This is a genomic window from Kitasatospora sp. NPDC004531 (genome assembly GCF_053602195.1).
Genome location: NZ_JBSGDD010000008.1, coordinates 25,325 through 48,027, shown reverse-complemented (window position 1 = coordinate 48,027; position 22,703 = coordinate 25,325). Strand labels below are relative to the sequence as shown.

Sequence of the window (22,703 nt, the reverse complement as noted above, 5' to 3'; positions counted from 1 at the left end):
GGCCGTGACAGGGCGCGCGCCGTCCCACTTTCCGACGGGAGCTCAGCGGTGCTCGCTGCCGTCGGCGGGCACGTCCTCGCCCTCGTCCTGGTGCGGGATCCGGCCGGCGGCGGCGTCGCGGGCCGGGCGGTTGCGGTGGCGCAGCCAGGCGCGGGCGGCGAGCAGGGCGACGGTGGCGAGGACGGCGGCCAGCAGCAGTACCTGGTAGCGGACGGCCTGGCGGTACAGGGCGGTGATGTTGCTGCCCGCGAAGTAGCCGACGGCCGTCCAGACGCCCGCCCACAGGGCCGCGCCCGCCGCGTTGGCGGGCAGGAAGCGCTGCCAGGGCATCGCGGTGGTGCCCGCGACCAGGCCGTTGGTCTGGCGGAGGCCGTCGACGAAGCGGGCGCCGGTGACGACCAGGGTGCCCCGGCGGCGGAAGAAGTCCTCGGCGCGGGCCAGGCGGTCGGGAGTGAGCCGGACGTACCGCCCCCAGCGGTGGACGAACGCCAGGCCGCCGGTGCGTCCGATCAGGTAGGCGAGGCCGTTGCCGGCGAACGCGGCCAGCGCCGCGACGGTCAGCACCACCGGCAGCGACAGCTGCCCGGCGCCCGCGTAGACGGCGGCCAGCACCAGGATGGTCTGGCCCGGCACCGGGATCACGCAGTTGTCGAGGAACACCAGGACGCCGACCGCCAGGTAGCCGTAGTCGTCCAACAGTGGCGCGAGTTGGGCCAGCGGGCCCGGCAGGGGTGGGGGCAAGACGGACCGCTCCTCCCACCGGGCCGCGGCCCGGGATCAGCGCTGCTCTTCGGCGAGGCGGTGCTCGACGACGCAGTCGGGGCCGGGGTAGACGAGGCCGGCGTGACCGTCCTCGAAGCGGACCAGGTAGGGCGGCTCGCCGTCGGTGCCGCGCACCTCGACGATCTCGCCCTTGCGGTCGGTCATGCCGACCGACCTGCTGTACATGTGGACGTGGTCTCCCACTGTGGCTTGCATCGCTGCTCCTGCGGTTCGGCGGGACCGGTGGGCGGGACCGGCGGGACGGGGACGGACCCCTGTCTCCACTGTGCGGCGACGCTCCGGGCGGTGCAATGGCGGAATCGGTCGGCCGGCCGTGCGGGGAGGCGGGTCGGCCCGCGGCTCCGGGGCGCGTGGGCGGGTGTCGGTCCGGTCGGCGCGGGGCGGGTCAGTCGGCGGTCGCGGGCGGTGTGGCCAGGTAGCTGCGGACCAGGCGCTTGCACTCGGCGATCAGCTGCGGGTCGCCGTCGGGGGCGGCCCGGAAGGCGAGCTTGAGCACGGCGTCCGCGCACTCCATGGCGACCCGCAGCGCGAGCGCGTAGCCGGGGGCGGCGAACAGCTCGCCGCCGATGGTGCGCAGGCGCAGGGCGACGGCCGCGTTGTTGTCGAGCTCGGCGTCCAGCAGGTGCAGGTCGTCGACCGAGGAGGGGACGGCGTCGACCAGGCCGAAGTCCAGGTGGCCGAAGCCGGGCAGGGTGCGCTTCATGGCGACGAACTCCTCGACCGCGAGGTCGGTGAACTCGGCGATGCCGGGCCGGCCGGCGGCGCCAACGCGGCGGGCCAGGCCGTCGAGGAACACGGCGAGGTTGCGTTCGGCGAGGGCGGCCAGCAGGCCCTCCTTGCCGGAGAAGAACTGGTACAGGGTGCCGATCGGCACCTCGGCGCGCTGCGCGACCTCCTTGGTGGTCAGCCCGGCCGGGCCGGCCTCGTCGAGCAGGCTCGCGCAGGCGTCCAGCAGCCGCTCGTACCGTTCCTGGCTGCGCTGCTGCACCGGGCGGCGGCGAGCACCGGCCGCCGGGGCGCGAAGGGCGGAGGCGGTGGCGGAGGGCTGCGCGGTCATGGCGGACACTCTGCCGCATCCGGTCGCGTCGCGGCCAATCCCCGTGCCAGGTCGGCGAGGCGGTGTGATTGGGTGGCCGTTCGAGCGCGGACGGGACGCGCACGGGACGCGATCGCGACGGCGGACGCGACGCGGACGCGACGCGGACGGGACGCGCATGGGACGAGAGGGCGGGGCCGGAGGTGACGGGCGTGGACGGGCGGCCGGTGGCGGTGCAGCGGGCCGGGCGGCTGGAGGACGGCGCGTGCCGGCACCTGCTGGTGTGGCGGGCCGGGCCGGGCTGGCGGATGGTCAGCTCCGGGGTGCTCGGCGGCGGCCTCGGCGAACGCCACTGGGTGCTCAACGCGCAGGTCCGGGCCGGCTACGGGCGGCTGGACCCGGACGCGCACCTGGCCGAACTCGCCGCCGCGCAGGGCCTGGTGGGGCCCGGCGTGGGTCTGATGACGGCAGCCGAGGTGGACGCCTGCACCTGGGCGGCGGACGGCGGGGTGACGGCGGTGGTCACCACCGGTATCGGGGTGCCCACTTGGGCGGCGGCCGAGCCTGACGGATCGTCAATTGCCGTACCCGGCGCGGATGCTGCCTATGCGCCCGGGACGATCAACGTGCTGGCGGTGGTCCCGGCGGCGGTGGCGGACGCGGGGCTGGTGAACCTGCTGGCGACGGCCACCGAGGCGAAGGTGCAGGCCCTGCTGGAGGCCGGTCACGACTGCTCGGGCACCCCGTCGGACGCGGTGTGCATAGCGGTCCGGACGCCGGTGGCGGGTGAGCCGGCCGAGCCGTTCGGCGGCCCGCGCTCGCACTGGGGCTCCCGGCTGGCGCGGGCGGTGCGGGCGGCGGTGTTCGAGGGGGCGGTGCTGGACCGGGGGCGCCGCGCCGAGTACGACGGGCCGCCGACGCATCCGGCGACGGTGCGGGGCTGCGAGCTGGCCGACGTGCTGACCCACTGACGGTCGCTCCGGCGGCTCAGGTCCCGGGCAGCTGGTCCTGGTCGATGACGTAGACCCGGGTGCGCTCGGGGGCGTCGGCGCAGTGCTTGCCGAGCTTCTCCCACCTCGACTCGGGCGCGCGCAGCGGCCGGTGGCACCGACGGCACCGGACGACCGGGGCGGGGCGGCGCTCGACGGCCGTCCCCGGCAGCGGTGGTTCGGTGACTTTCAGGTCGGTGCTCATCCCTCCAGTTCACCATTCCGCCTCGGCACCCGCGCGACCGGGGGCCGCGAAGACCCGCCTGACCTCCGCTTTTCGCCCGTATCGCCAGGGATCCGGCCGAGATGTCCGGGACGCCCCACAGCCCCGACGCCGGGACCTTCAGGCGATCCTGACGGGCAGTGGGCCCCCGCCGAGCCGTCTCGACCGGCGGCAGGACAGTCCAGCGCCGTGAGCCGCGAAGTGCGGTGTCAGCGCGAAGACCTACCCTTCACCGGCATGGAACCGAGCGGACGGGATTCGAGATGGCACTGACCTTGGACGAAGCAGTGGCGCAGCTCGGTCACCGGCTTTCCCCCAAGCGGCGTTCCGCTGCGGCGCGCCTGCGGCGGCTTGCGGATCCCGCCGCCGGCCCGTCGCTGACCGAGGCCCTGCAACGGGAGGTCCGCGACACCCGCACGTGGGAGACCCAGTACCAGCTGGTCATGGCTCTCGGGGCATGCGGCCACCGACCCGCCCGCGACCTGATCCGGGAACTCGCCCAGCGATCCTTCGAGGCGACCATGGTGTACACGGCGCTCGGCGACGCCATCATCCGGCTGAGCACGCCGGACGAAACGGCCGACTCCCTGCGCTGGTGCCTGGAAGCCGGCACCCCGATGCTCGCCGACGGTGCGCTGCGCGCCGTCGCCATGCAGCGACTCCTCCTGGATACGGCCACGATCGACTGCATCCTCGACTACCTCGATCCCCTGGAGCCTTACGACGGCCGCCGGTTCTGGGCCGCAGCCGCCGCGGCAGGATGGACGGGCACCCGGGTCACCGCGTTCCTCCAGGGATGTGCAGCCGGGCCCCGAGCCGACGTGGCCGACGCAGCCACCTCGTCCCTGCAGGGCAAGTACCAGGTGTACTCGCCCCTGTAGAGGGGCCCATCCGGGAGAAGGCCCAGCGGTCAGCCCCCTGCCGGAGGGCAGTCGGCCGGCCGGACGAAGGCGGGTGCGCTGCGCGAACGGCTGCCCGGCTGCGTGGTGTTGAGCCTGACGGCGCGCCGGGGCCGGCGGTGCTGCAGGCCGTGCCGGCTGCCGGGGTGACGAGGGTCATGTCGGAGGACGTCCCGCCGGAGCGGCTCGCCGAGGCGACCCGGACGGGGCGCGGCCGGTGGCGCCGCGGTCGACCCGGCCCTCACCGCCCGAGTCCTGACCGCCTTCGCGGGCCCGCTCGCCGCAGGCGAGGTGAAGGCCCTCGCGTTCGGCGGCGGACGGTGGCGAGCCGTGCGATACCGCCGCCCGCCCGCCCGCCCCTGTCGCCCGGTGCCGTCCGCATCGCCCGCGAGGCCGACCGGCTTCCAGTACGTTGCTGCGGCGGGCCAACTCCGTTGCTCAGGGCGGCAGTTGCCCGTTCAGCTTGCTGCTGGCGGCGGCGGTGTCGGGCGCAGGACGCGGAGGCTTCGGCAGTGCCAGGAGATGCGGCGGACGTCGGGGCGGGGGCGGAGGTGGCCCCATTGGCCGGCGGCTACGGACAGGTTGACGATGATCCAGGCGCGCCAGTCGGGGCCGACGCCCAGGCCGTCCGTGTGGGCCTGGCGGCCGTCGACGGACCAGGTGACGGAGTCGGTGCCGAAGCGGCAGGCGATGGTGAACCAGGTGCCAGGGGTGACCAGGTTGTCGACGTAGGCGGGGTTGCCGGGGTTGACGTGGTTGCTGAGTTCGAGCATGCGCGGGTGGTCGGGGTGGTACTCGAGGACGTCCACCTCTCCGTGGCCGGGCTGGGAGCGGCCGGAGGGCAGGTCGCGGCCCCACGTCCAGATGGCGGGCCAGGCGCCCTGGGTGGCGGACAGCAGGCACTGGGCCTCCAGCACGTCCTCCGGCCGGAGTTCGAAGCCGCCTGCCGTGTTCTCGGTGGTCACCAGGGGGGTGCGCCAGCTGAACGGGTTCTCCCGGACGGCCGCGAACTCGTCGCCCGCCGGGCCGAACCCCCGTACCAGGTGGTCGAGTTTGTTGTCGCCGCTGTTGCGGCCGTCGGGCGGGTACGCGGAGGAGGCGCCGGCGGCCCACTGGGAGGTGTCCGAGAACGGTGCGTCGAAGACGACGGCGGGATCGGCGGCGGGGACGCCGTTCGGGGGGATCACTTCGGTCACCGGACACTCTCCCGGGTCGTGCGATTGGTTCATCCGTGGGCATTCCCGGCAAAACCGGTTGCCGACCTCCGATCAACCGGCGCGTTGGGGTGCGAGCGCCGGCGTGGGGGCGCGCGCGGGTGCGCGGCGGGGACGGACGGGACGGCCGGGACGGGAACGGCGGGTGTGACACGCTGGCGCGATGAAGACGATCGGGCTGCTCGGCGGCATGAGTTGGGAATCCACGGCGCAGTACTACCGGCTGCTGAACGAGCTCACCAGGGAACGGCTCGGCGGACTGCACTCCGCCACGTGCGTGCTGTACTCGGTGGACTTCGCGGAGGTCGAGCGGCTCCAGGCCGCCGGCCAGTGGCAGGCGGCCGGCGACCTGCTCGCGCAGGCCGCCCGGTCCGTCGAGGCGGCCGGCGCGGAGCTGCTGCTGATCTGCACCAACACTATGCACAAGGTGGCCGACCAGGTCGCCGCCGCGGTCGGCACCCCGCTGCTGCACCTGGGCGACGCGACGGCAACGGCCGTGCTGGCGGCGGGAGTCGAGCGGGTCGGGCTGCTCGGCACGGCGTTCACCATGGAACAGGACTTCTACCGCGACCGGCTCGCCGCCCACGGCCTGGAGGTGATCGTGCCGGACGCGGCCGGGCGGGAGACGGTGCACCGGGTGATCTACCAGGAGCTGTGCCTTGGGGTGGTGCGGGAGGAGTCCCGCGAGGCGTACCGCGAGGTGATCGCGGAACTGGTGGCGGCGGGCGCGCAGGGGGTGATCCTCGGCTGCACCGAGATCGAGCTGCTGATCGGCGAACAGGACAGCCCGGTGCCGGTGTTCCCCACCACCCGGATCCACGCCGAGGCGGCGGTCGAAGCGGCACTCTGACGCCGGCCGCGCGGGCCGCCGGTGAGGGCCGCCGGCGAGGGCCGCCCAGGGCCGCTCGGCCGCCCCGCCGCCGCCCGCCCGGCCGAAACGGTCAGACCAGGGCGGAGATGCAGAACGGGTGCCCGGCCGGGTCCAGCAGGACCCGCCAGCGGTCCGGGTCGGGCTGGAAGTCGGGCCGGCGCGCGCCCAGGTCGAGCAGCCGGGCCTGCGCGGCGTCCAGATCGTCGACGCCCAGCTCCAGGTGGGCCTGCTTCGCCCCGGACTCGTCCGGCCAGCTCGGCGGCCGGTGGTCGGCGACCCGGTTGAAGCCCAGCCCGGCCGCACCCTCCTGGCCGAGCAGCACGAAGCCGTCGGTGGCGTACAGCACGGGCAGGCCGGTCGCCGCGCCGTAGAAACGGGCCAGCTCGGCGGGGTCGGGGCAGTCGAAGGTGACGGCCGCGTAGCGCATCACCGGAGTGTTCTCAGTGCTCATGCCGACAGACGCTACGACCCGACCAGGACAGGATCGGTCCTGGTCGTGCGGCACACTTTCCGGACGTGATCACCACCTCCGCCCGCCTGCTGCGCCTGGTCTCCCTGCTGTCCACCCGGCCGTCGTGGACCTGCGGCGAACTGGCCGAGCGGCTGGCCGTCACCGACCGCACGGTGCGCCGGGACGTCGCCCGGCTGCGCGATCTCGGCTACGGCGTCGAGTCCGACCCCGGCCCGTGGGGCGGCTACCGGCTGCGCCCCGGCGCGCGCGTCCCGCCGCTGATCCTGGACGAGGAGGAGGCGCTCGCGGTGGCCGTCGGGCTGCGCGAGGCCGCGCTGAGCGGCGTCCTCGGCGGCGACCAGGCGGCGCTGTCCGCACTGCTGAAGCTCCGGCAGGTGCTGCCGCCGGGGGCCGCGGACCGGCTGGGCGAGCTGGACGCCGCCCTGGTGCACACCCCGAGGTCCGGCGAGCCGCTCGCGCCCGGCCTGCTGCTGGAGCTGGCCGCGGCCTGCCGGCGCGGCGAGCGCAGCCGGCTGTCGTACCGCGACCGGGACGGGAAGGCCACCGTCCGGGAGGTCGACCCGTACCGGCTGGTCTCCACCGGGCGGCGCTGGTACTTCGTCGCCCGGGACGTCGCGCGCGGCGAGTGGCGTACCTTCCGGGCGGACCGGGTCGGGCGGATCCGCGCCACCGGGCGCCCGGTCGAACTCGCCGACCCGCCCGACCCCGCCCTGCTGGTCTCCCGCTCGCTGGCCCGCGCCGCGTACCCGGTGTACGTGACCGTCCGCCTCCCGCTGCCGCTCGACCGGGCCCTGCGGCTGATCCCGCCGAGCGTCGGCACCCACCGGCCCGACGGGCCCGACGCCACCGTCGCGGAGATCGGCGGCCCGGACGCGGACGGCCTCGCCAGGTACCTGCTGGGCCTGGCGACGCCCCTGCGGGTGCTCGCGCCGGACGAGGTGCGGCAGGCGCTGGTGCGCCGCACCCGGGAGCTACTGGCGGACAACTCGGCCGAAGGGCAGGGGAGTTGACGCCGACGCGGAAGGCTGACGCGCTCCGGTGCGCCCGCGCTCGCGCTCCCCGGCCGCCGCCCGCCCGGGCCGCCCCCCGGCAGGAGCGTCGACCTGCGGGGCTACACTGGGCGACGGTCGTGACGCCCGGGTGCGTCCGGAAGGTGGGAGGTGAGAGCAGTGGAGTGCAGTAGTCCGGGCCGAAGTCGGCCCCGCCCCGGGAAGTTCTCACCCACTCCCGGCTCCCGGAACCCCCGCCCGCGCACCGCCCGCTGACCGCGGGCCCGTGCCGCCGCGCGGACCGGCCGTCCGGGGCCGGACGTCCCCGCCCCGCCGCCGTGCGGGCGTGACGGACCCAGACCCGTGGAGGTACCCGCCATGTCCGACTGGCGTGTGCGCGCCGTGCGCGCGAGCAAGCGACCGTTCAGCCGCAGCCCTCGGCTCGTCGCCGACCACTCCGTGGCCCCCGAACACTCCATGGACCCGCGCTCCGACCAGGACACCGGGCCCGTCGCCCTGGAACGCTCCGTCGTCGACGCCGCCGTGTACCGCGACGGCCGGCGGATAGAGACCCCCGCCAGCCTCGCCGAGATCTACCGCGAACTCCCCGGCAAGCCCGGCACCATGGCCTGGATCGGCCTCTACCGGCCCGCCGAGGCCCAACTCGTCGAAGCCGCCGAGAAGTTCGACCTGCACGAACTCGCCCTCGAAGACGCCATCGTCGCCCACCAGCGCCCCAAGCTGGAACGCTACGGCGACACCCTGTTCGTGGTGCTGCGCGCCGCCCGCTACCTCGACGACGTCGAAGAGGTCGACTTCGGCGAGATCCACCTCTTCGTCGGCCCCGACTTCGTGCTGACCGTCCGGCACTCCCAGTCGCCCGACCTGTCGATGATCCGCGGCCGCCTCGAAGCCGACCCCGACCTGCTCGCGCTCGGCCCCGAAGCCGTCCTCTACGCCGTCCTGGACGCCGTCGTCGACGGCTACGCCCCCGTCATCGCGGGCCTCCAGCACGACATCGACGAGATCGAGACCGAGGTGTTCGGCGGCGACCCCCGGGTCTCCCGCCGCATCTACGAACTCTCCCGCGAGGTCATCGAACTCCAGCGCGCCACCGGCCCGCTGCTGGAGATCATGCGCGCCCTGGAAGCCGGCTTCCAGAAGTACGGCACCGACGAGGAACTCCAGCGCTACCTGCGCGACGTCGCCGACCACGCCACCTACGCCGCCGAACGCGTCGACGGCTTCCGGCAGATGCTGCAGAACATCCTCACCGTCAACGCCACCCTGGTCTCCCAGCGCCAGAACGAGGAGATGAAGCAGCTCGCCGAGGCCGGCCACGCCCAGAACGACGAGATCAAGAAGATCTCCTCCTGGGCGGCCATCCTCTTCGCACCCACCCTGATCGGCACCGTCTACGGCATGAACTTCGACGAAATGCCGGAACTGCACTGGGCGTTCGGCTACCCCTTCGCCATCGGCCTGATGGGCCTGGTCTGCGGCAGCCTCTACCTCATCTTCAAGAAGCGCGACTGGCTGTAGCCCGAACTTGGCCAGAAAGAGCCCGGGCCCCAGGAGGTCCGGGCTGCTGGCTGGAGCCGATCTACAGGGTGCTCCCTTGAAGGAGTACACGGGACCTGTCGCCCCACTCGCCGATGCATGTGACGCCTGTCTCCAGACATTTCACTGCAGAGGAGATGTCCTTCACCGGCTTGCGTAGATACCGGCTCAGTCGAGCCATGTTCTCTGCGGCAGCCCCGAACGATACGAGCTGGGACATGCTGGTCCGGCACGATTCGTCCATGCTGACGAGTTGCAGCAGGAACCCGGTGGTGTCCGAGTCGCGTTCCTCCGGATTCGTCGCCTCAATCAGAGTCAGTGCGGCCCGAACTCCATGGTCCAGGGATGACATCTGCTCCTGGAAAGTCTTGGCAGACGTATTCATCTCCCCGGCCGGAGTGCTGAGCGCTTCGGCGAATCGGGCGACCGCTGCGAGTCTGGCGCCAACTGGTGCGTTCGCCTGGTTCAAATCAAGGATCTCGGCATTGCTCTGATCGGTGAGTGCACCAACTGTGTTGATCGCCTCGGTGATCTCGGTCAGCCGTGCCGTCATGTTGGCCAACCCATCCTCCACCGCAGCGAAATCGTCGAGGAGGCCGGGGGCGTTGTCTTCCTCGGCGTCCTCGTCCGGCGGGGAGGGCGTTGATTCGTCCGCAGGTTGAGTGGCCCGCACCATTCGCGCCGGGGTGAGGAGTTCGAACCCGTCGCGAAACCCGACCTCGAGAGTGCTCTCGATCTTTCGTCGAGCACTGGCCATCTCACTGCGTGTGCGCCGGTACAGGATGGTCCGGATCGACGCGATGTCGAACGGCAACTGCCCGACTTCACCGATATGAATGGTGGGCTTCCCGATGAGGTGACGCAGCCCGAGTTCGTACATCACGTTCGGATTGCCACCGCTTACATCCGCGACGACCAGGTCGGATTCGATGACATACCGGCAGATCTGCTCGTTGATGTCACCGGCGTGATCGATGCCGTCCGCTCGGACTGCGTTGATGCCGAACTTCTCACACGCGGGTGCGATCACTCGCTCGAAGATCTCGAGATGGTGCTCGTACGCATCGCGTTCGGGGCTGCCGTTGGCAGCGTACGAGTTGCCGATGGGGCCGATGACGAAGCACAGTCGGGGCCGGGCGGGCTCCTCCTGAAGCGGTTGCTGCGCAGTCATTCGGGATCCTCCGTTTCAGTGATGCAGCTGTTGTCGAACTGTGCGGCGTACGTGGCGCCGGCTTCCAGATCGGAGGCGTAGATGGGGCGCTCGTCGATTCCGAGCGAGCGCATGAGCTCTGCGGTGGCAATGCGGTACTTCCTGCCGACGCGGAGCACAGGACAAGGGAAGGTACCGAGACGGATCAGTTTGTAGGCCGTGTTCGGGCAGACGCCGACCGCACGGGCGGCCGTACGCAGATCAATGGTCAGCGGCAGATCGAAGGCCTCCGCGAAGCCCATGGGTGCTCCGGACCGAGCAGTCATCGAGTACCTCCAGCAGGACGCAGTGCCAGGGTGCCGATGAGGTCCTCCTCCTCATGACGGCGCGCTCGAAAGACCAACTGGGACAGGCCCGAGTCGTGGGCGAGCGCTCCGAGCCGCTCTCCCTCGAGTCGCTGTCGCGACTGGGTGAAGCGCAGTGTCGCGGACAGGCCAGTGGGCTGGGCCGGCGGTGTGATCTCCAGGTCCCACCCGTTGATCGGCGACCGCTCCTCCGTCGACAGGAGCGAAACTGCGTTCCGGTCTCGGGCGAAGCGGGCGAGGTCGAGGACGGGCACTTCCTTGCAGGCACGGACGGCGTACGACCACATCTGCCGCACACCAGCCCCGATCAGGTGGCCGCCGGTGCTCGGGGCGTCCGCATCTGTCGAGTCGAGGGCTGCGAGCACCCCAAGGGCGGCTTCCGCCTCGAGGTCTGCTCGATCGACTCGGAACTGATTGATGAGGCGATAAAGACTGCGGTTCATGCCAGGTACGGCCAGCCAGACCACGAGCAGTCGCCCGATGCCGGCGTCGCTTCGGGGATCGCGCTGGGCCCTCGACGTGGCCTCCCGCCAGATTGCGGTCCAATGTGTTGCGTTCCGATAGGGGCCATAGAGGCCCGTTCGACACGCCTGCGGGGAGAGCTGCACGGTTCCGTGGCCGAGATCCACTGTCAGGTGGTGCCGCGGAGCGCCAGGGCCGACCAAGGCACGTCCAAGGGTGGCGAACATATTGCGAGGATCACTCGGACTCATCACTTCTCCTTTCCGGCCTCAACGGGCCGGTTGACGACAGCGCTGCGGCAGCGTGTTCACAGGCGTTGCCGAGGGCAATGAGCGCTGACCGGAAGGCGGTCTGGCGCAGGGGAGGAGTCGGGCCGGGCCGGAACAATGGCAGACCGGGGACCGGGAGGATCGGGTGGATGTGGATGTCGCCGATCACGTTGCGTCCGACGTTCACTCCGTAGTCGACCCACTGGTATTCGTCCCGCTCGCCGAGGGGATCAGGTTCACTCGGGGCCTTCACCGGAGGTGCCGAAGCGATCCGACGGTCAGACCGCCGGTCACGTCCCGCCCGACGGCGGCACCGTGGCAGACGTACTGGGAGAGCGCGCCGAAGTCCGGGGAGGGGGCTTGGGGCGCACTCGGTGGCTGCCCGGTTCCGTCGACTGCCGGTCGTACGTCGTCAGGTCCGTGACCTGGCACGTGGATCCAGCCGTAGCCGCCGAAGTCCTTCACCCGAACGTTGGCACGGACGTACTGGCCGGGGTCGAGGCTGTGACGTCCCGACCGCACGATGTCCTGATACAGGCTGTCCGAGACGATGACGGCGAGGTCGGCCGATGCGAGCGCGTTCAGCACGGCCTTCAACTGGGGCGCGTTGACGAAGCGCGCCACAGCCACTGGTGTGTGTCCAGCGTGGCCGAGCGCGGCACTGTTGGTGAGCCCGCTGTCGAGAGCCACTCGCAGCCGCATCCGGGCGGACGACGGCCGGGCGTTCCGGGCACGGAGACATGCTGCCAGGTGGTGCACGAAGGGGCCCAGCACGGTTGCCTCGGGCGTGCTTTCGGGGAGGACAGCAAACTCTAGGTCGCCCTGCGGCTGCCGGTCCCAGGCCGCACGATCGAGCCCGGTGAGGGCGGCTGCCTCGTCCAGCAGTCGGACGAGATCGGCCTGGACAGCGGACTGGGCCCGGGCGTCGAGACGGCTGTACTGCTCCACGTCCGCGGCGAAGCACAGCCGGCGGAGCGGGGTCCCGTCCGGGGCCAGGAAGGGAGAACTTTTGATCACGACAACTCGCCACCTTTCCAGTGGTGTTGGGTGCGGTGCACGTCAACTGTGGAGGAAAGGAGGCGAGTCCTCGAAGGATCCCGTATTTATGCGGGATGGTGGTTCGGACGTCAGTCGACGGGCATCCTGAGGCGGGCTGCGCGTCGCAGTCCGGCCAGGTTGCGGATGTGCGTCCGCCGTTCGCCGGTGCTGATCAGGTCTGCCTGTCGTAGCTGGGTAAGTGCCTTGTGCACGGTGTTCGTTCGGGACCCGATAAGGGCGGCGAGCTCGGGCTGAGTCAGGTCCACGTCGATACGTATCGCGTCTCGACTCGGCTTTCCGTAGGAGATCGCGAGCTCGACCAGGACGCGGGCCAGACGGACTGGCACGGTGTAGGTGCCGAACTCGAGTCGTCGATGGTTGGACCAGCGCAGTCGCTGGCCGAGCACTCGGTTGAGGGCCATGGCGGCTTCCGGGTTGGTCTGGAGAAACGGCAGCAGTTCGTCCCACGGGATCAGGGTGGCGGTGACGTTGCCACAGGCCGTGACGGTGGCTGACCTCAGCCCAGGGTCCATCGCGGCGATTTCGCCGACTACGTCGCCGGCAATTTTGATGTCCATGAGTGAGGCCGGGCGGCGCCCGAGCCGACCGGTGACCTTCACCATCCCCTTGTGCAATAGCACTAAATCGCGCGAGCTGTCGCCTTCTTCGATGAGAACCTCCCCAACGGTGTAGTTGTGGCGGGTGCCGAGCCGTTCCAAGGCTGTTCGGGGCCGGGTTGTGAGGGTGTCGAGGAACAGAACACGACCGTTCATTTGCGAGCCATGAGTCATAGGCACAGGACAGCATGGCTCCGTCATCGGCAGCAGCTGTTTCCGCGGGCGGTCAGGGGCGTAGGTCAGGGCGCGTGGTAGCGCTTGGCCGGGCTGCCCGTCGTTGTGGAGCTGGATGTCAGTTGCGATCTGCGTTGACGATCGCCTCTGCTACGCCGTAGGCGCCAAGGAGTAGCAGTTGGTCCAGGAGATCCAGGATCTCGGAGCGGCGCGCCGCCGAGGTCGCCTGGGTGTGGGCGCGAACCAGCAGCTCGCCGATCTGGTGGGCGTCGGCGGCCGAGTGGGTGCTCAGGTCCGCCACGGCCGAGCCGAATTCCTTGGTGAAACGGCGCGCGCAGATCAGTACCAGATTGTCGATTTGGTCAGGGGCTGCCTGAAGAGTGAGCAGAAGTTGGGGCAGTGCTGCCTCGAAAGCGCGAGACTCGATCAGGGCGGTCAGCGTCCTGCGTACCGGCCCCAGCGGTTGGCCGCGTAACGCAGAGGCGACAGCGGCGGAGGCCTGGCGTACGTCTTCCTCCGGGTGGTGGAAGAACTGAACAAGTGCGCGATGGGTGAGCGCCGCGTCCCCTGTACTGAGCAGACGATGGGCGCAGACGTCGGCCGCGCCCTGCAACTGAGCACCGTCGTTTCCGGCAAGAATCATAGCCAGCAGGTCGGTTGTCTCCCCCTCCATCGCCGCCAGTGCGGCGGCCCGTCCGCCGGCCCGGCGCACCGCCGGGACAGCGGAGCGCAGCATGCGTTCGATCACTGGCTGCCCTGCTGCGGGATTGCCGTGGTACACGGCAAGGAGCAGCCGGAACACAGGCTCGGATGCGAGAAGTAGATCGGGTCCCTGAATCAATACGGCGAACGCCTTGGCCGCCGCAGGTCGATCGTGATGCATGGCGACGTGCAACAGGTGAGCCACACATGCTCGAACGGCCGGAGACGGGTCGGCGGCGAGCGTGCTCAGGTGAGGGACGACCAAGACGGCACGCGACCTGTCAGGATCGCGGACGAGTGCGTCTCCCAGGCACTCGGCAGCGCTGCCGCGAACGGAGTTGATGCCTACCATCAGCAGGTCACGGCCAGTGTCTTCCTCGACGCGTCCGTGGTCGAGAGCGGGGTTGCCGGAGTGGAGGGCCAGGCTCAGGAGTACCTGCACCAGGTCGATCGGAACACTGACGCGGTACTTCCGGAAAGCCCATCCCAACCAGCGGTCGTGTGCTGGTTCTCCGTGTCCGGCGAAGTGACGGGCTGCCGCGAAGATCTCCGCCGGATCTTCAATCGGCTCCGCGTTGCCGAGGCCGACCAGGATCGCGGCGCCGTATGCAGGATGAATGGCGGCATCGACGCGAAGCGCGAGCCGGGAGAACCGATGGGGGTCGGCCTCTGTCATTTTCTGCAGCACGTGGGCGAGTTCGTGAGCACCACCGCTGTGGGTGGACCAGTTGACGCGGTCCTGGCCGTGCTTCTTCATGGCTGTCAGCCACTGATCGTCACTCATCCGCTTGGCCGCCTCCAGCGGGATGGGTGATTCGATCAACCCGGCGGTCATCGGCTGAGGCTCTTCCGGTTCCTGTAGGTCGCCGTGGCGCCTGCGGAGTTCGCCCAGTCGGCGCCTCGCCCGGTCGGAGAGCCGTTCTTCGGGGAGTGCCGTCAGCAGCGTGAATTCGTGCCAGGGTGAGAGTGTGTCGTCTGGCGGGAGCCGGAGGTGAAGGATCCGTGCCTCCAGCTCTGTGAGCGTGTCGTCGGGCAGTGCGCCGCCGATGGCACTGATGAGTTCGCGTGTGCCCCAGCAAGCGTCGGACGTGTAGCCGACGAAGAGGCGGAGCGGTCCGTCGGAGAGGATCTCGGCGGACCAAGGGGCGAGTGCGGGCCCTGCTGCCGTCAGTGCCTGATAAAGAAGCCAATGTCCGGCCTCGAACGGCGTGTCGACGAGCCCTGACAGGAGCTCGCGGGCTCGAGTGGGTTGATCAGCAGCCACAGTTCGTAGGGCGGTGGCTGCACCCTGATACAGGGCTTCACCCAAGTCGCCGGGCTGGTCACCAGGACTGCGAAACGAGAAGTGGCGGTCGTAGACGGGGCTGCCCGGCTTCTGAGGCAGCGCAGTTGCAGACATCACGTTCATGAGTACGGGCAGCAATCGAGCACAGAACTCCTCAGGAGCGTGCAGAGCGGCGGTTGCGACGGTCTGGAGTGCCGCATGGGACCGGGAAGTCAGTGCGCCGACTTTTCCCTGTCGGTCCAGTCGGAGTGCGTCCGGCTGGCCCACCACGAGTGCAGCGATCAACTGCACGGCCCAGATGGGCTGTTCGGCCGCCAGCTCCTGTGCTGACATCCAGACGATCTGCTCGTGGCCGGCGAGGCGTCCCGAACGAGCGGCGTCCAGCACGAGATCAAAGAGCAGACGGCTGCCGGGTAGCCGGGCGAATCGGATGATCCAGATCAGCCAGGTATCGAATTGCGGATGCGTGGTGTGCGGCTGGAGGAGTTGACCCACCCGCTCCGGGCAAGCATCGGCGGCGGCAGCCATCAGGCGCACCGCCCAGTCCCGTTCTCGGGCATCCGGACTCGTCAACCACGCATCGATGGTGGCCTCGTCGTCCGCGCGGCGGAACCATGTCTCGCTCCGAATCGCATTCACCAACTGATCGTGGAAGGGCGGTCGGGTCCCGAGCACATTGGCCACAGCTGCCCACTCGCGGGCGGTGGGGTCCTTCAGGTCGCGCAGCACGGCGAGTACGACGTTCTTGAGGTGGTAGCGGACGTCGGGGCTGGTGAGCAACTCCTCGACTTCCTCGGCGAAACGCTCCGGGTTCTGGTCCCGCAGGTGGTCGAGGACTTGGCGCACTTGCCCCCGGCGGAAGAGTTCCTGCCTCCCACCGATGAGGAAGCCGACCAGGGTCTCATCGCGACGGAGCCAGTCGCGGGCGAAGGCGTAGTCGAAGAAGCTCTCGTGGAAGAACGCCAATTGCCGCCCGTCGCGGACACAGATGTGCTCCGAGACCAGGACGTCTGCGCTCACCGCGAGTTCGTCCGTGTCGAGCACGCTGTCCGGAACGGAAAGCCGCTGTTGACTGCTCATGGTCGCGACGATGGCGGAGATCGCTTGGTGGAAGCGCACCTCCGGGTGGCGCTGTGTGCACAGCTTCCGCTTGGTGTCCCAGAACTCGTCGAAGAGATGACGAGTGGACGTGAAGGCGGGTACGGCATCAGGCCGACTTGCGATCTGGGCGAGCAGGACCAAGTGCAGGGGCCGGTGAAGCAGGCTGCGTTGAGATGACGTCATCCGGGCGGCGCTCAGGCCCATGCTCGCGAGGGCGGCACCGAGCTGGTCATCGGAGAGAGCGTCCACCGTGATGCGCGATGCGCGATCCGAAACGGTGAGCTGACGGATTCGGGGGTCGGCTTCGGCGTCGAATTCTCTGCACACGAGGACGACGTGCATGGCCGGGTGAGCGGTTGCCTCGCCGACCAGATCAGCTACCGGATCGAAGGTACGGGGAATTCGCCCCGAGGCCAGACTGACGGCGTCGAGCTGATCCACGATCAGCACACATGGCCGGCCTGCCGCCACTGTTCCGAGGGCACCGACCGGAGACATCGACAGCTCGAGTTGCTTCCCCAGCTCGACGGTTGAGACAAAGGGCTCCAACCGGTCCAGGCGGAAGGCGAGAACCGGGACACCCTGCCGCGTGAACGCTTCGAAAGCCTGATGCACGACTGAGCTCTTACCGCTGCCCGCCGTACCTGTCAGGAGAGTGAGCTGCCGAGCGCCAGCCATGACTTGAGTCACCAGTCGGTCGGCTTCGTCGCGAGGGATGGCAGGGCGGAGCAGGCCGCGTTCGACGCTGGTTGCCCATCGACGCGTCGCGCGGTCGATGGCACCGGCTGTCTCGGCACTGTCCGACCGGCCGACCAGCCGGAGTCCGTACTGGTCGAGCCGTGAAGCGATGGCCTGGGCGTCGAGCGTTGTGCCGAGGTTGTTCAGCAGGAGATCGCCGAGTCCCGAGGCTGCGAGCCGGCCGGGGGCACCAGCCAGGACCTGTTCGGCCAGGACCGCGTTGGTGTCGACCATGACCCGCTCGTTGTGACACTCGATCCACAGCCCGCGCAGCATCCGCCACGCGGCGTCGGCCGAGCCGTAGATGCCAGCGGAAGTGAGTGCGGAAAACGGGCCTCGGAGTCCGTCTGTCAGCCACTCGGCCTCGAACGAGAGGAGGTCGTCAGAGCGGCGGGCCCGGTCGGCCAACTCGTCGAGTGCCCGGGCCGGGATCGTCGAGACGAAGTGAAATGCCCGACCGTTGTCGACGTGGGACCGCAGGTTGCTCCAGATCTCCTTGTCCTGGAGGGAGGCCACGTTCCAGCTGTTTGCGTTCCGATTCTGTCGCTTGACCTGGTGGACCTCGGTCATGCCCTCTTGGCGGTAAACGAACTCGACACCATCCCCCGAGGCCGCCCCCGGCTCCAGCGTGATCGAGGTTCCCTTGCCCAGTAGTACGTAGAGCGCGTGCCTGATCGCCCACGCGCCCTCGTATCTGATGCCGAACTTGTCGCTCTCGCCGCCCGGTCGAGGTGCCACCCACACTGCCCTTCGTTCCGTGCATGCCCGTGATCGGCGGGCAGCTTCGCGAGACGCTATCGCACACTCCTGACGAGGCACCGGTCGTCAAGCGACTTCCCACCCCGAAAGCGTCCGTCAACGCACTGTCGGCGCAATGGAGTTGTAGGTCGTCAGACCTGCCCCCGGGCAGTACTGGACGTGCGGCCGCGGGGGACGGGCGTGTGGACCGCAGGGGCCGGCGTCGGAGTTCGGCGCACTGCTGGGTGGAGCGGGGCGGTCAGTGGCCGAGGACGCCGCGGATCCAGCCGTCCACCGTGCCGGTCAGGTCGTGCTGGCCGGAGGCGTGGTCCAGGCGGAAGGTGCGCACCGAGTCGCCGCTGTGGAACAGGCCGCGCTTGTCGAACTCCAGCACCACCTCGACCTGGTGCGGCGAGGTGACGAAGGACAGCTCGATTTCGTTGCAGCGGTGGGCGAACTGCGGCGCCGCCTTGTACTCGATCTCCTGGTAGAACGGCAGCGTCTGGCCGGTGCCGTGGATCCGGCCGGCCTCCAGGTCGGCCCGGTGGAAGTGGAAGCCGAGCGCCGCCAGCGCCTCCAGCACCCGCTGCTGCACCGGCAGCGGCTCCACCGCGAACGCGTCGCTGTCGCCCCGGTCCAGCTGCCCCGCGATGTCCACGTCGGTGCGGACGCCGAGCGCCATGCCCGACAGGTGGTGGCCGCCGACCGCCGTCAGCGGCGTCTCCCACGGCACCGGCAGCGCGAACGGGACGGCGCGCTGCTCCCCGGCGGCCAGCCGCAGCGGGCCGCAGACCTGCGCCCGGGCGAACTCCCGGACGGCGTGGCTCTCGCCGTCCTCGTGCTCGATCTCGACCCGGGCGACCAGCCCGAGCGTGATGCCGTTGATCTGGGCCTCGCGCTCGCCGCCGACCAGGTTCACCTGGCCGTGCAGGGTGCCGCCGGGCAGGACGGCCGGGGTGGACAGCACCGTGTCGACGCTGGGTCCGCCGACGCCCAGGGCGCCGAGAAGCCGCTTGAACACCATCCGGGGGCACTCCTCACAGAATCGGGACTCGAACGGCAACTATCGTACTTTGCCTGCGCTTTGCCATCGCACGCGCCGTCAGACCCGCCACTGCGGGCAGTACTGCACGTGCAGGCCGCGGGGGACGCGCGGGTGGACCGGGTACTTCAGCCAGTCGGAGTCGATCTCGGCGCACTGGTGGGTGGTGCGGTGCCAGTGGTGGTGGTCGGCGGGGCGACCGGGACGATGTTGCTGCGGAAGAGCTCCGGGTGGCCGGCCGGGGCGGCGGTGCCGCGCAGCGGCAGGTACACCAGGGAGTGCGCGGAGCGGGCGGCGAGCGACCACAGGGCGGTCAGCCGGGTCAGGCCGTCGCGGTCGGCGTACAGGTCGAGCACGCGGTGGTGGTCGTACAGGCCGATCCGGCCGGGGCCCTCGGCGGCCCGGACCACCCGGTACGTGTGCGGCCCGGTCCGGACGTGCTGAACCGTCACCCGCTGCTGCATGGAACTCCCTGTCGTCGCCCGCGGGATCGGACTGTAGCGGGTGACGGGGGCCGCCCCCACCGGGTTTCTCAGCGGGCCGCCGGGGCGATCAGCGCCAGGTCGCCGTCGAGGCGGCGGTAGAGCAGGCGGCCGCGCCGGGTGACGGGGTCGGTGAAGAACAGGTACGGGAGCTCGGCGGCGGTGAGGCGGGCGGCGGCCCGGGCGTCGGTCAGGAGCGGGGCCGGGTGCGGGCTGAGGGTGAGCGGGGTGGCGGGCCGCTGCGGGGGCGCGGCGGGCAGCGTGCGGGCCAGCCGGTAGCCGGTGGGGCCGACGCGGTGCACGACGGCGTCGGTCTCGGTGGCGGGGTCGGTGAACAGGTGGACGTCGTAGTCCATGGCGTCCAGGGTGCGGACCGCCGCGTCGGGCGAACACCACACCAGCGAGGGCGACTTGACCCGGACGATGCGTTCGCTGCCGGTCGCGGGGAGGTCGAGGGCGCGCTCGTCCGGGGCGGGCCAGGGCCGGGGCCGCCAGCTCGCGGAGGCGGTGCGGATGCGCCGGCGCAGCCCGTCGGCGAGCCGGTCGGCGGCCTCGCCGATGCCGCGCGCGGCGAGCTGGACGCGGACCCGTCGTCCGTCCACCTCGGCGTTGACCTGGGCGAGCACCCGGCCCGGCGCGCTGGACAGCCGGATCCGGACGGCCTCGACCAGCGCGGAGGCGTCCTGCGTGACGGCGGCGATCCGGGCGCGGGCGAGGGCGGCCGCCTCGCCCGGCAGGCCGGCCGGGTGCAGGGTGATCGTCTCGGCGACGTCCATGGCGGTGCTTCCTCCGGTGGGAGCAGGGGGAGTTCGGGACGGGCGGGTGCGGTTCCGGGAGCGCCGACCGTCGGGGGAGGTCAGTGCGGGCGGGTGCGGTTCAGGGCGACCAGCAGGATCAGCAGGCACAGTCCGACGGAGCCGGCGACGGTCACCACGGCGGAGCCGGCCGGGCCGGGGCTGCCGGACAGCAGGGTGGCGGCAGCGGTCGCGGCGGCGACCGCGAGCCCGCCCGTCACCCAGCCGACGGCGGCGGCGGAGGGCCGCACGCCGCGCACCGCGGGCACGTCGTAGGCGACGCCGCCCCAGACGCGGTCCTGTTCGCGGCGGTCGGCGCGCCGCTCGACGGCGGCCAGGACGCGCAGCGCCGCACCGGACAGCGCGCCGGTGAGGGCCGCGCCGAGCGGGACGTGCCAGCCGAGCGGGGTGGTGAGCAGCAGCGCGGCGGCGGCCAGGCCGCACCACCACAGCAGGCAGCCGGCGGCGGCGAGGCGGACGGCGCGCGGGCGGTCGGCGCCGGCCCGCAGGTCGAGCAGCGCGGGCAGGTACCAGGCGCTGCCGGCGGCGGTGACCGCGGCGGTGCCGAGGGCCAGGACGGGGTGGGCCATGGCGGGTCCTCCAGAGCTGAGGGGTGCCGTCCCCGCCCCGCCCGGACCGGGAGATACGGCGGGGCGGGGACGGCGGTTTCGGGTGCCGTCAGCGGCTGGGCCGACGGCGGGGCGGGCCGGTCAGTCCTCGGAGGAGGACGCGGCGAGGCGGCGGCGTTCGCGCGGCGGCAGGTCCATCTTGGCCGGGGTCACGTCGTCGAGGTGCGGTGCCGGGACGCCGTGGTTCTCCAGGTAGTCCAGCGCGGCGATCTCCGGGTGGTGCAGGTCGAACGCGGGGGACTCCGAGCGGACCTTCGGCAGCTTCTCGAAGTTGTGCCGCGGCGGCGGGCAGGAGGTCGCCCACTCCAGCGAGCGGCCCCAGCCCCACGGGTCGTCCTCCTGGACCTTCGGCGCGTACTTGGCGGTCTTCCAGACGTTGTAGAGGAACGGCAGGATCGACAGGCCGAGCAGGAACGAGCCGACCGTGGAGATCATGTTGAGGGTGGTGAAGCCGTCCGCGGCGAGGTAGTCGGCGTAGCGGCGGGGCATGCCCTCGGCGCCCAGCCAGTGCTGGACCAGGAAGGTGGTGTGGAAGCCGATGGTGAGCGTCCAGAAGGTGATCTTGCCGAGGCGCTCGTCCAGCATCTTGCCGGTGAACTTGGGCCACCAGAAGTGGAAGCCGGCGAACATCGCGTACACCACGGTGCCGAACAGCGTGTAGTGGAAGTGCGCCACCACGAAGTACGAGTCGGAGACGTGGAAGTCCAGCACCGGCGCGGCCAGCAGGACGCCGGTCAGGCCGCCGAACAGGAAGGTGACCAGGAAGCCCGTCGCCCACAGCATCGGCGTCTCGAAGGACAGTGAGCCCTTCCACATGGTGCCGACCCAGTTGAAGAACTTCACGCCGGTGGGCACGGCGATCAGGAAGGTCATGAACGAGAAGAACGGCAGCAGTACCTGTCCGGTGACGTACATGTGGTGGGCCCACACGGTGACCGACAGGCCGGCGATGGCGATGGTGGCGGCGATCAGGCCCGAGTAGCCGAACATCGGCTTGCGGCTGAACACCGGGACGATCTCCGAGACGATGCCGAAGAACGGCAGCGCCAGGATGTACACCTCGGGGTGGCCGAAGAACCAGAACAGGTGCTGCCACAGCATGGCGCCACCGTTGGTCGGGTCGAAGACGTGCGAGCCGAACTTGCGGTCCATCTCCAGGGCGAGCAGCGCGGCCGCCAGCACCGGGAAGACCATCAGGACCAGCAGCGAGGTCAGCAGCACGTTCCAGGCGAAGATCGACATCCGGAACATGGTCATGCCGGGGGCGCGCATGCAGATGATCGTGGTGATGAAGTTGACCGCGCCCAGCACGCTGCCGAAGCCGGAGAACGCCACACCCATGATCCACATGTCGGCGCCGACGCCGGGGGAGTGGATGGCGTCCGACAGCGGCGCGTAGGCGAACCAGCCGAAGTCGGCCGCGCCCTGCGGGGTGAGGAAGCCGGCCGCCGCGATCAGCGAACCGAACATGAACATCCAGTACGACAGCATGTTCAGCCGGGGGAACGCCACGTCGGGCGCGCCGATCTGCAGCGGCATGATCCAGTTCGCGAAGCCGGTGAACAGCGGCATCGCGAACAGCAGCAGCATCACCGAGCCGTGCATGGTGAACGCCTGGTTGAACTGCTCGTTGGAGAGGATCTGCGTCCCCGGGCGGGCCAGCTCCGCCCGCATCACCAACGCCAGCACGCCGCCGATCAGGAAGAACGCGAATGCGCTGACCAGATACATCGTGCCGATCGTCTTGTGATCGGTGGTGGTGAGCATCCGCACTATCGCGCTGCCCGGTGTGCGTCGGGGCGCGGCCGCGGCCGCCCCCCGACTCGCCTCGATGGCAGCCATCGGCCGCCCTCCTTCGTCCTTGCCGAACCTGGTGGCGCCACCGCCCGGCAGGCCGTCGCCTGCCATGACAGGAGATCGGCGACGTCCGGGAGCGGGCGGCGGCGCAGTGCCGGACCACCCGGTCCGCGAGGCGCTCCGGGGAGGGGAGCGACCCCGCCGAGCGGCGGCGTTCCATGCTCGTTCGCGGACGCGTCCGGGATCTTGGGCCGATGGTCCCGCCCGGGGCGGCCGGGCGTCCC

22 protein-coding genes are annotated in these 22,703 nt (G+C 70.8%); 5 read left to right on the top strand and 17 right to left on the bottom strand.

The window, feature by feature from the left end; translation table 11 throughout:
* Positions 1 to 42 precede the first annotated feature (42 nt).
* From ACWEMJ_RS06100 to ACWEMJ_RS06090, 3 genes are all read right to left on the bottom strand, one after another.
* Complete coding sequence (locus tag ACWEMJ_RS06100; RefSeq protein ID WP_452135761.1) at positions 43 to 741, bottom strand: DedA family protein; 699 nt, start codon at positions 739 to 741, stop codon at positions 43 to 45.
* Between the two features lie 36 nt (positions 742 to 777).
* Positions 778 to 978, bottom strand: coding sequence for a DUF1918 domain-containing protein (locus ACWEMJ_RS06095; RefSeq protein WP_380466885.1), 201 nt, complete (start codon positions 976 to 978; stop codon positions 778 to 780).
* Positions 979 to 1,168: 190 nt separating this feature from the next.
* Positions 1,169 to 1,840: a TetR family transcriptional regulator gene (locus ACWEMJ_RS06090; RefSeq protein ID WP_452135760.1), complete on the bottom strand. Its 672-nt coding sequence runs from the start codon at positions 1,838 to 1,840 to the stop codon at positions 1,169 to 1,171.
* Positions 1,841 to 2,031: 191 nt separating this feature from the next.
* Here ACWEMJ_RS06090 and ACWEMJ_RS06085 point away from each other — a divergent pair, with 191 nt between their 5' ends.
* Positions 2,032 to 2,790 carry an adenosylcobinamide amidohydrolase gene (locus tag ACWEMJ_RS06085; protein ID WP_452135759.1) on the top strand — a complete coding sequence of 253 codons (759 nt, stop codon included), beginning with the start codon at positions 2,032 to 2,034 and terminating at the stop codon, positions 2,788 to 2,790.
* 16 nt (positions 2,791 to 2,806) lie between these two features.
* On the opposite strand, the gene ACWEMJ_RS06080 is transcribed toward ACWEMJ_RS06085, so the two are convergent.
* A complete protein-coding gene (locus ACWEMJ_RS06080; RefSeq protein ID WP_452135758.1) occupies positions 2,807 to 3,013 on the bottom strand; it encodes a DUF6011 domain-containing protein in 207 nt (68 codons plus the stop codon).
* Positions 3,014 to 3,294: 281 nt separating this feature from the next.
* On the opposite strand from ACWEMJ_RS06080, the gene ACWEMJ_RS06075 reads away from it, so the two are divergent.
* A complete protein-coding gene (locus tag ACWEMJ_RS06075; protein ID WP_452135757.1) occupies positions 3,295 to 3,912 on the top strand; it encodes a HEAT repeat domain-containing protein in 618 nt (205 codons plus the stop codon).
* A 476-nt stretch (positions 3,913 to 4,388) separates the two neighbouring features.
* On the opposite strand, the gene ACWEMJ_RS06070 is transcribed toward ACWEMJ_RS06075, so the two are convergent.
* Complete coding sequence (locus ACWEMJ_RS06070) at positions 4,389 to 5,126, bottom strand: beta-glucanase (RefSeq protein WP_452135756.1); 738 nt, start codon at positions 5,124 to 5,126, stop codon at positions 4,389 to 4,391.
* 181 nt (positions 5,127 to 5,307) lie between these two features.
* On the opposite strand from ACWEMJ_RS06070, the gene ACWEMJ_RS06065 reads away from it, so the two are divergent.
* Entirely contained in the window at positions 5,308 to 5,994 is a 687-nt protein-coding gene (locus tag ACWEMJ_RS06065) for an aspartate/glutamate racemase family protein (RefSeq protein WP_452135755.1), read from the top strand.
* 91 nt (positions 5,995 to 6,085) lie between these two features.
* Here the strand turns inward: ACWEMJ_RS06065 and ACWEMJ_RS06060 are convergent, their stop codons facing one another.
* Complete coding sequence (locus ACWEMJ_RS06060; RefSeq protein ID WP_452135754.1) at positions 6,086 to 6,466, bottom strand: VOC family protein; 381 nt, start codon at positions 6,464 to 6,466, stop codon at positions 6,086 to 6,088.
* Between the two features lie 65 nt (positions 6,467 to 6,531).
* Between ACWEMJ_RS06060 and ACWEMJ_RS06055 the strand changes: the two genes are divergently transcribed.
* Complete coding sequence (locus ACWEMJ_RS06055) at positions 6,532 to 7,497, top strand: helix-turn-helix transcriptional regulator (RefSeq protein WP_452135753.1); 966 nt, start codon at positions 6,532 to 6,534, stop codon at positions 7,495 to 7,497.
* Positions 7,498 to 7,854: 357 nt separating this feature from the next.
* Positions 7,855 to 9,018, top strand: coding sequence for a magnesium and cobalt transport protein CorA (locus ACWEMJ_RS06050; protein WP_452135752.1), 1,164 nt, complete (start codon positions 7,855 to 7,857; stop codon positions 9,016 to 9,018).
* 61 nt (positions 9,019 to 9,079) lie between these two features.
* Here the strand turns inward: ACWEMJ_RS06050 and ACWEMJ_RS06045 are convergent, their stop codons facing one another.
* The 11 genes from ACWEMJ_RS06045 to ctaD form a co-directional block, all read right to left on the bottom strand.
* Positions 9,080 to 10,207: a hypothetical protein gene (locus ACWEMJ_RS06045; RefSeq protein ID WP_452135751.1), complete on the bottom strand. Its 1,128-nt coding sequence runs from the start codon at positions 10,205 to 10,207 to the stop codon at positions 9,080 to 9,082.
* Positions 10,204 to 10,512, bottom strand: a complete 309-nt coding sequence (locus ACWEMJ_RS06040; protein ID WP_452135750.1) for a helix-turn-helix domain-containing protein — start codon at positions 10,510 to 10,512, stop codon at positions 10,204 to 10,206. The genes ACWEMJ_RS06045 and ACWEMJ_RS06040 overlap by 4 nt, the downstream gene beginning before the upstream one ends.
* Entirely contained in the window at positions 10,509 to 11,240 is a 732-nt protein-coding gene (locus ACWEMJ_RS06035) for a hypothetical protein (protein ID WP_452135749.1), read from the bottom strand. Before ACWEMJ_RS06035 ends, ACWEMJ_RS06040 begins: the two co-directional genes overlap by 4 nt.
* Before the next feature lie 291 nt (positions 11,241 to 11,531).
* On the bottom strand, positions 11,532 to 12,230 hold the full coding sequence (locus ACWEMJ_RS06030) for a hypothetical protein (RefSeq protein WP_452135748.1): 699 nt from the start codon (positions 12,228 to 12,230) through the stop codon (positions 11,532 to 11,534).
* 179 nt (positions 12,231 to 12,409) lie between these two features.
* Positions 12,410 to 13,093: a Crp/Fnr family transcriptional regulator gene (locus ACWEMJ_RS06025; RefSeq protein WP_452135747.1), complete on the bottom strand. Its 684-nt coding sequence runs from the start codon at positions 13,091 to 13,093 to the stop codon at positions 12,410 to 12,412.
* A gap of 136 nt (positions 13,094 to 13,229) precedes the next feature.
* Complete coding sequence (locus tag ACWEMJ_RS06020) at positions 13,230 to 17,675, bottom strand: hypothetical protein (RefSeq protein ID WP_452135746.1); 4,446 nt, start codon at positions 17,673 to 17,675, stop codon at positions 13,230 to 13,232.
* A 259-nt stretch (positions 17,676 to 17,934) separates the two neighbouring features.
* Entirely contained in the window at positions 17,935 to 18,699 is a 765-nt protein-coding gene (locus ACWEMJ_RS06015) for a sporulation protein (protein WP_452135745.1), read from the bottom strand.
* A 146-nt stretch (positions 18,700 to 18,845) separates the two neighbouring features.
* Complete coding sequence (locus ACWEMJ_RS06010) at positions 18,846 to 19,181, bottom strand: hypothetical protein (RefSeq protein ID WP_452135744.1); 336 nt, start codon at positions 19,179 to 19,181, stop codon at positions 18,846 to 18,848.
* 68 nt (positions 19,182 to 19,249) lie between these two features.
* Complete coding sequence (locus tag ACWEMJ_RS06005; RefSeq protein ID WP_452135743.1) at positions 19,250 to 19,975, bottom strand: sigma 54 modulation/S30EA ribosomal C-terminal domain-containing protein; 726 nt, start codon at positions 19,973 to 19,975, stop codon at positions 19,250 to 19,252.
* A gap of 80 nt (positions 19,976 to 20,055) precedes the next feature.
* Complete coding sequence (locus ACWEMJ_RS06000) at positions 20,056 to 20,583, bottom strand: hypothetical protein (RefSeq protein WP_452135742.1); 528 nt, start codon at positions 20,581 to 20,583, stop codon at positions 20,056 to 20,058.
* Positions 20,584 to 20,703: 120 nt separating this feature from the next.
* On the bottom strand, positions 20,704 to 22,464 hold the full coding sequence (gene ctaD, locus ACWEMJ_RS05995) for an aa3-type cytochrome oxidase subunit I (protein WP_452135741.1): 1,761 nt from the start codon (positions 22,462 to 22,464) through the stop codon (positions 20,704 to 20,706).
* Positions 22,465 to 22,703: the final 239 nt, after the last annotated feature.

What these genes read in the sequence shown, in the direction of transcription:
- ACWEMJ_RS06095 (WP_380466885.1), bottom strand. Translation starts at nt 978, where the DNA reads ATGCAAGCCACAGTGGGAGACCACGTCCACATGTACAGCAGGTCGGTC.
- ACWEMJ_RS06090 (WP_452135760.1), bottom strand. Translation starts at nt 1,840, where the DNA reads ATGACCGCGCAGCCCTCCGCCACCGCCTCCGCCCTTCGCGCCCCGGCG.
- ACWEMJ_RS06080 (WP_452135758.1), bottom strand. Translation starts at nt 3,013, where the DNA reads ATGAGCACCGACCTGAAAGTCACCGAACCACCGCTGCCGGGGACGGCC.
- ACWEMJ_RS06075 (WP_452135757.1), top strand. Translation starts at nt 3,295, where the DNA reads ATGGCACTGACCTTGGACGAAGCAGTGGCGCAGCTCGGTCACCGGCTT.
- ACWEMJ_RS06065 (WP_452135755.1), top strand. Translation starts at nt 5,308, where the DNA reads ATGAAGACGATCGGGCTGCTCGGCGGCATGAGTTGGGAATCCACGGCG.
- ACWEMJ_RS06060 (WP_452135754.1), bottom strand. Translation starts at nt 6,466, where the DNA reads ATGAGCACTGAGAACACTCCGGTGATGCGCTACGCGGCCGTCACCTTC.
- ACWEMJ_RS06050 (WP_452135752.1), top strand. Translation starts at nt 7,855, where the DNA reads ATGTCCGACTGGCGTGTGCGCGCCGTGCGCGCGAGCAAGCGACCGTTC.
- ACWEMJ_RS06045 (WP_452135751.1), bottom strand. Translation starts at nt 10,207, where the DNA reads ATGACTGCGCAGCAACCGCTTCAGGAGGAGCCCGCCCGGCCCCGACTG.
- ACWEMJ_RS06040 (WP_452135750.1), bottom strand. Translation starts at nt 10,512, where the DNA reads ATGACTGCTCGGTCCGGAGCACCCATGGGCTTCGCGGAGGCCTTCGAT.
- ACWEMJ_RS06035 (WP_452135749.1), bottom strand. Translation starts at nt 11,240, where the DNA reads ATGTTCGCCACCCTTGGACGTGCCTTGGTCGGCCCTGGCGCTCCGCGG.
- ACWEMJ_RS06025 (WP_452135747.1), bottom strand. Translation starts at nt 13,093, where the DNA reads ATGAACGGTCGTGTTCTGTTCCTCGACACCCTCACAACCCGGCCCCGA.
- ACWEMJ_RS06015 (WP_452135745.1), bottom strand. Translation starts at nt 18,699, where the DNA reads ATGGTGTTCAAGCGGCTTCTCGGCGCCCTGGGCGTCGGCGGACCCAGC.
- ACWEMJ_RS06010 (WP_452135744.1), bottom strand. Translation starts at nt 19,181, where the DNA reads ATGCAGCAGCGGGTGACGGTTCAGCACGTCCGGACCGGGCCGCACACG.
- ACWEMJ_RS06005 (WP_452135743.1), bottom strand. Translation starts at nt 19,975, where the DNA reads ATGGACGTCGCCGAGACGATCACCCTGCACCCGGCCGGCCTGCCGGGC.
- ACWEMJ_RS06000 (WP_452135742.1), bottom strand. Translation starts at nt 20,583, where the DNA reads ATGGCCCACCCCGTCCTGGCCCTCGGCACCGCCGCGGTCACCGCCGCC.
- ctaD (WP_452135741.1), bottom strand. Translation starts at nt 22,464, where the DNA reads ATGGCTGCCATCGAGGCGAGTCGGGGGGCGGCCGCGGCCGCGCCCCGA.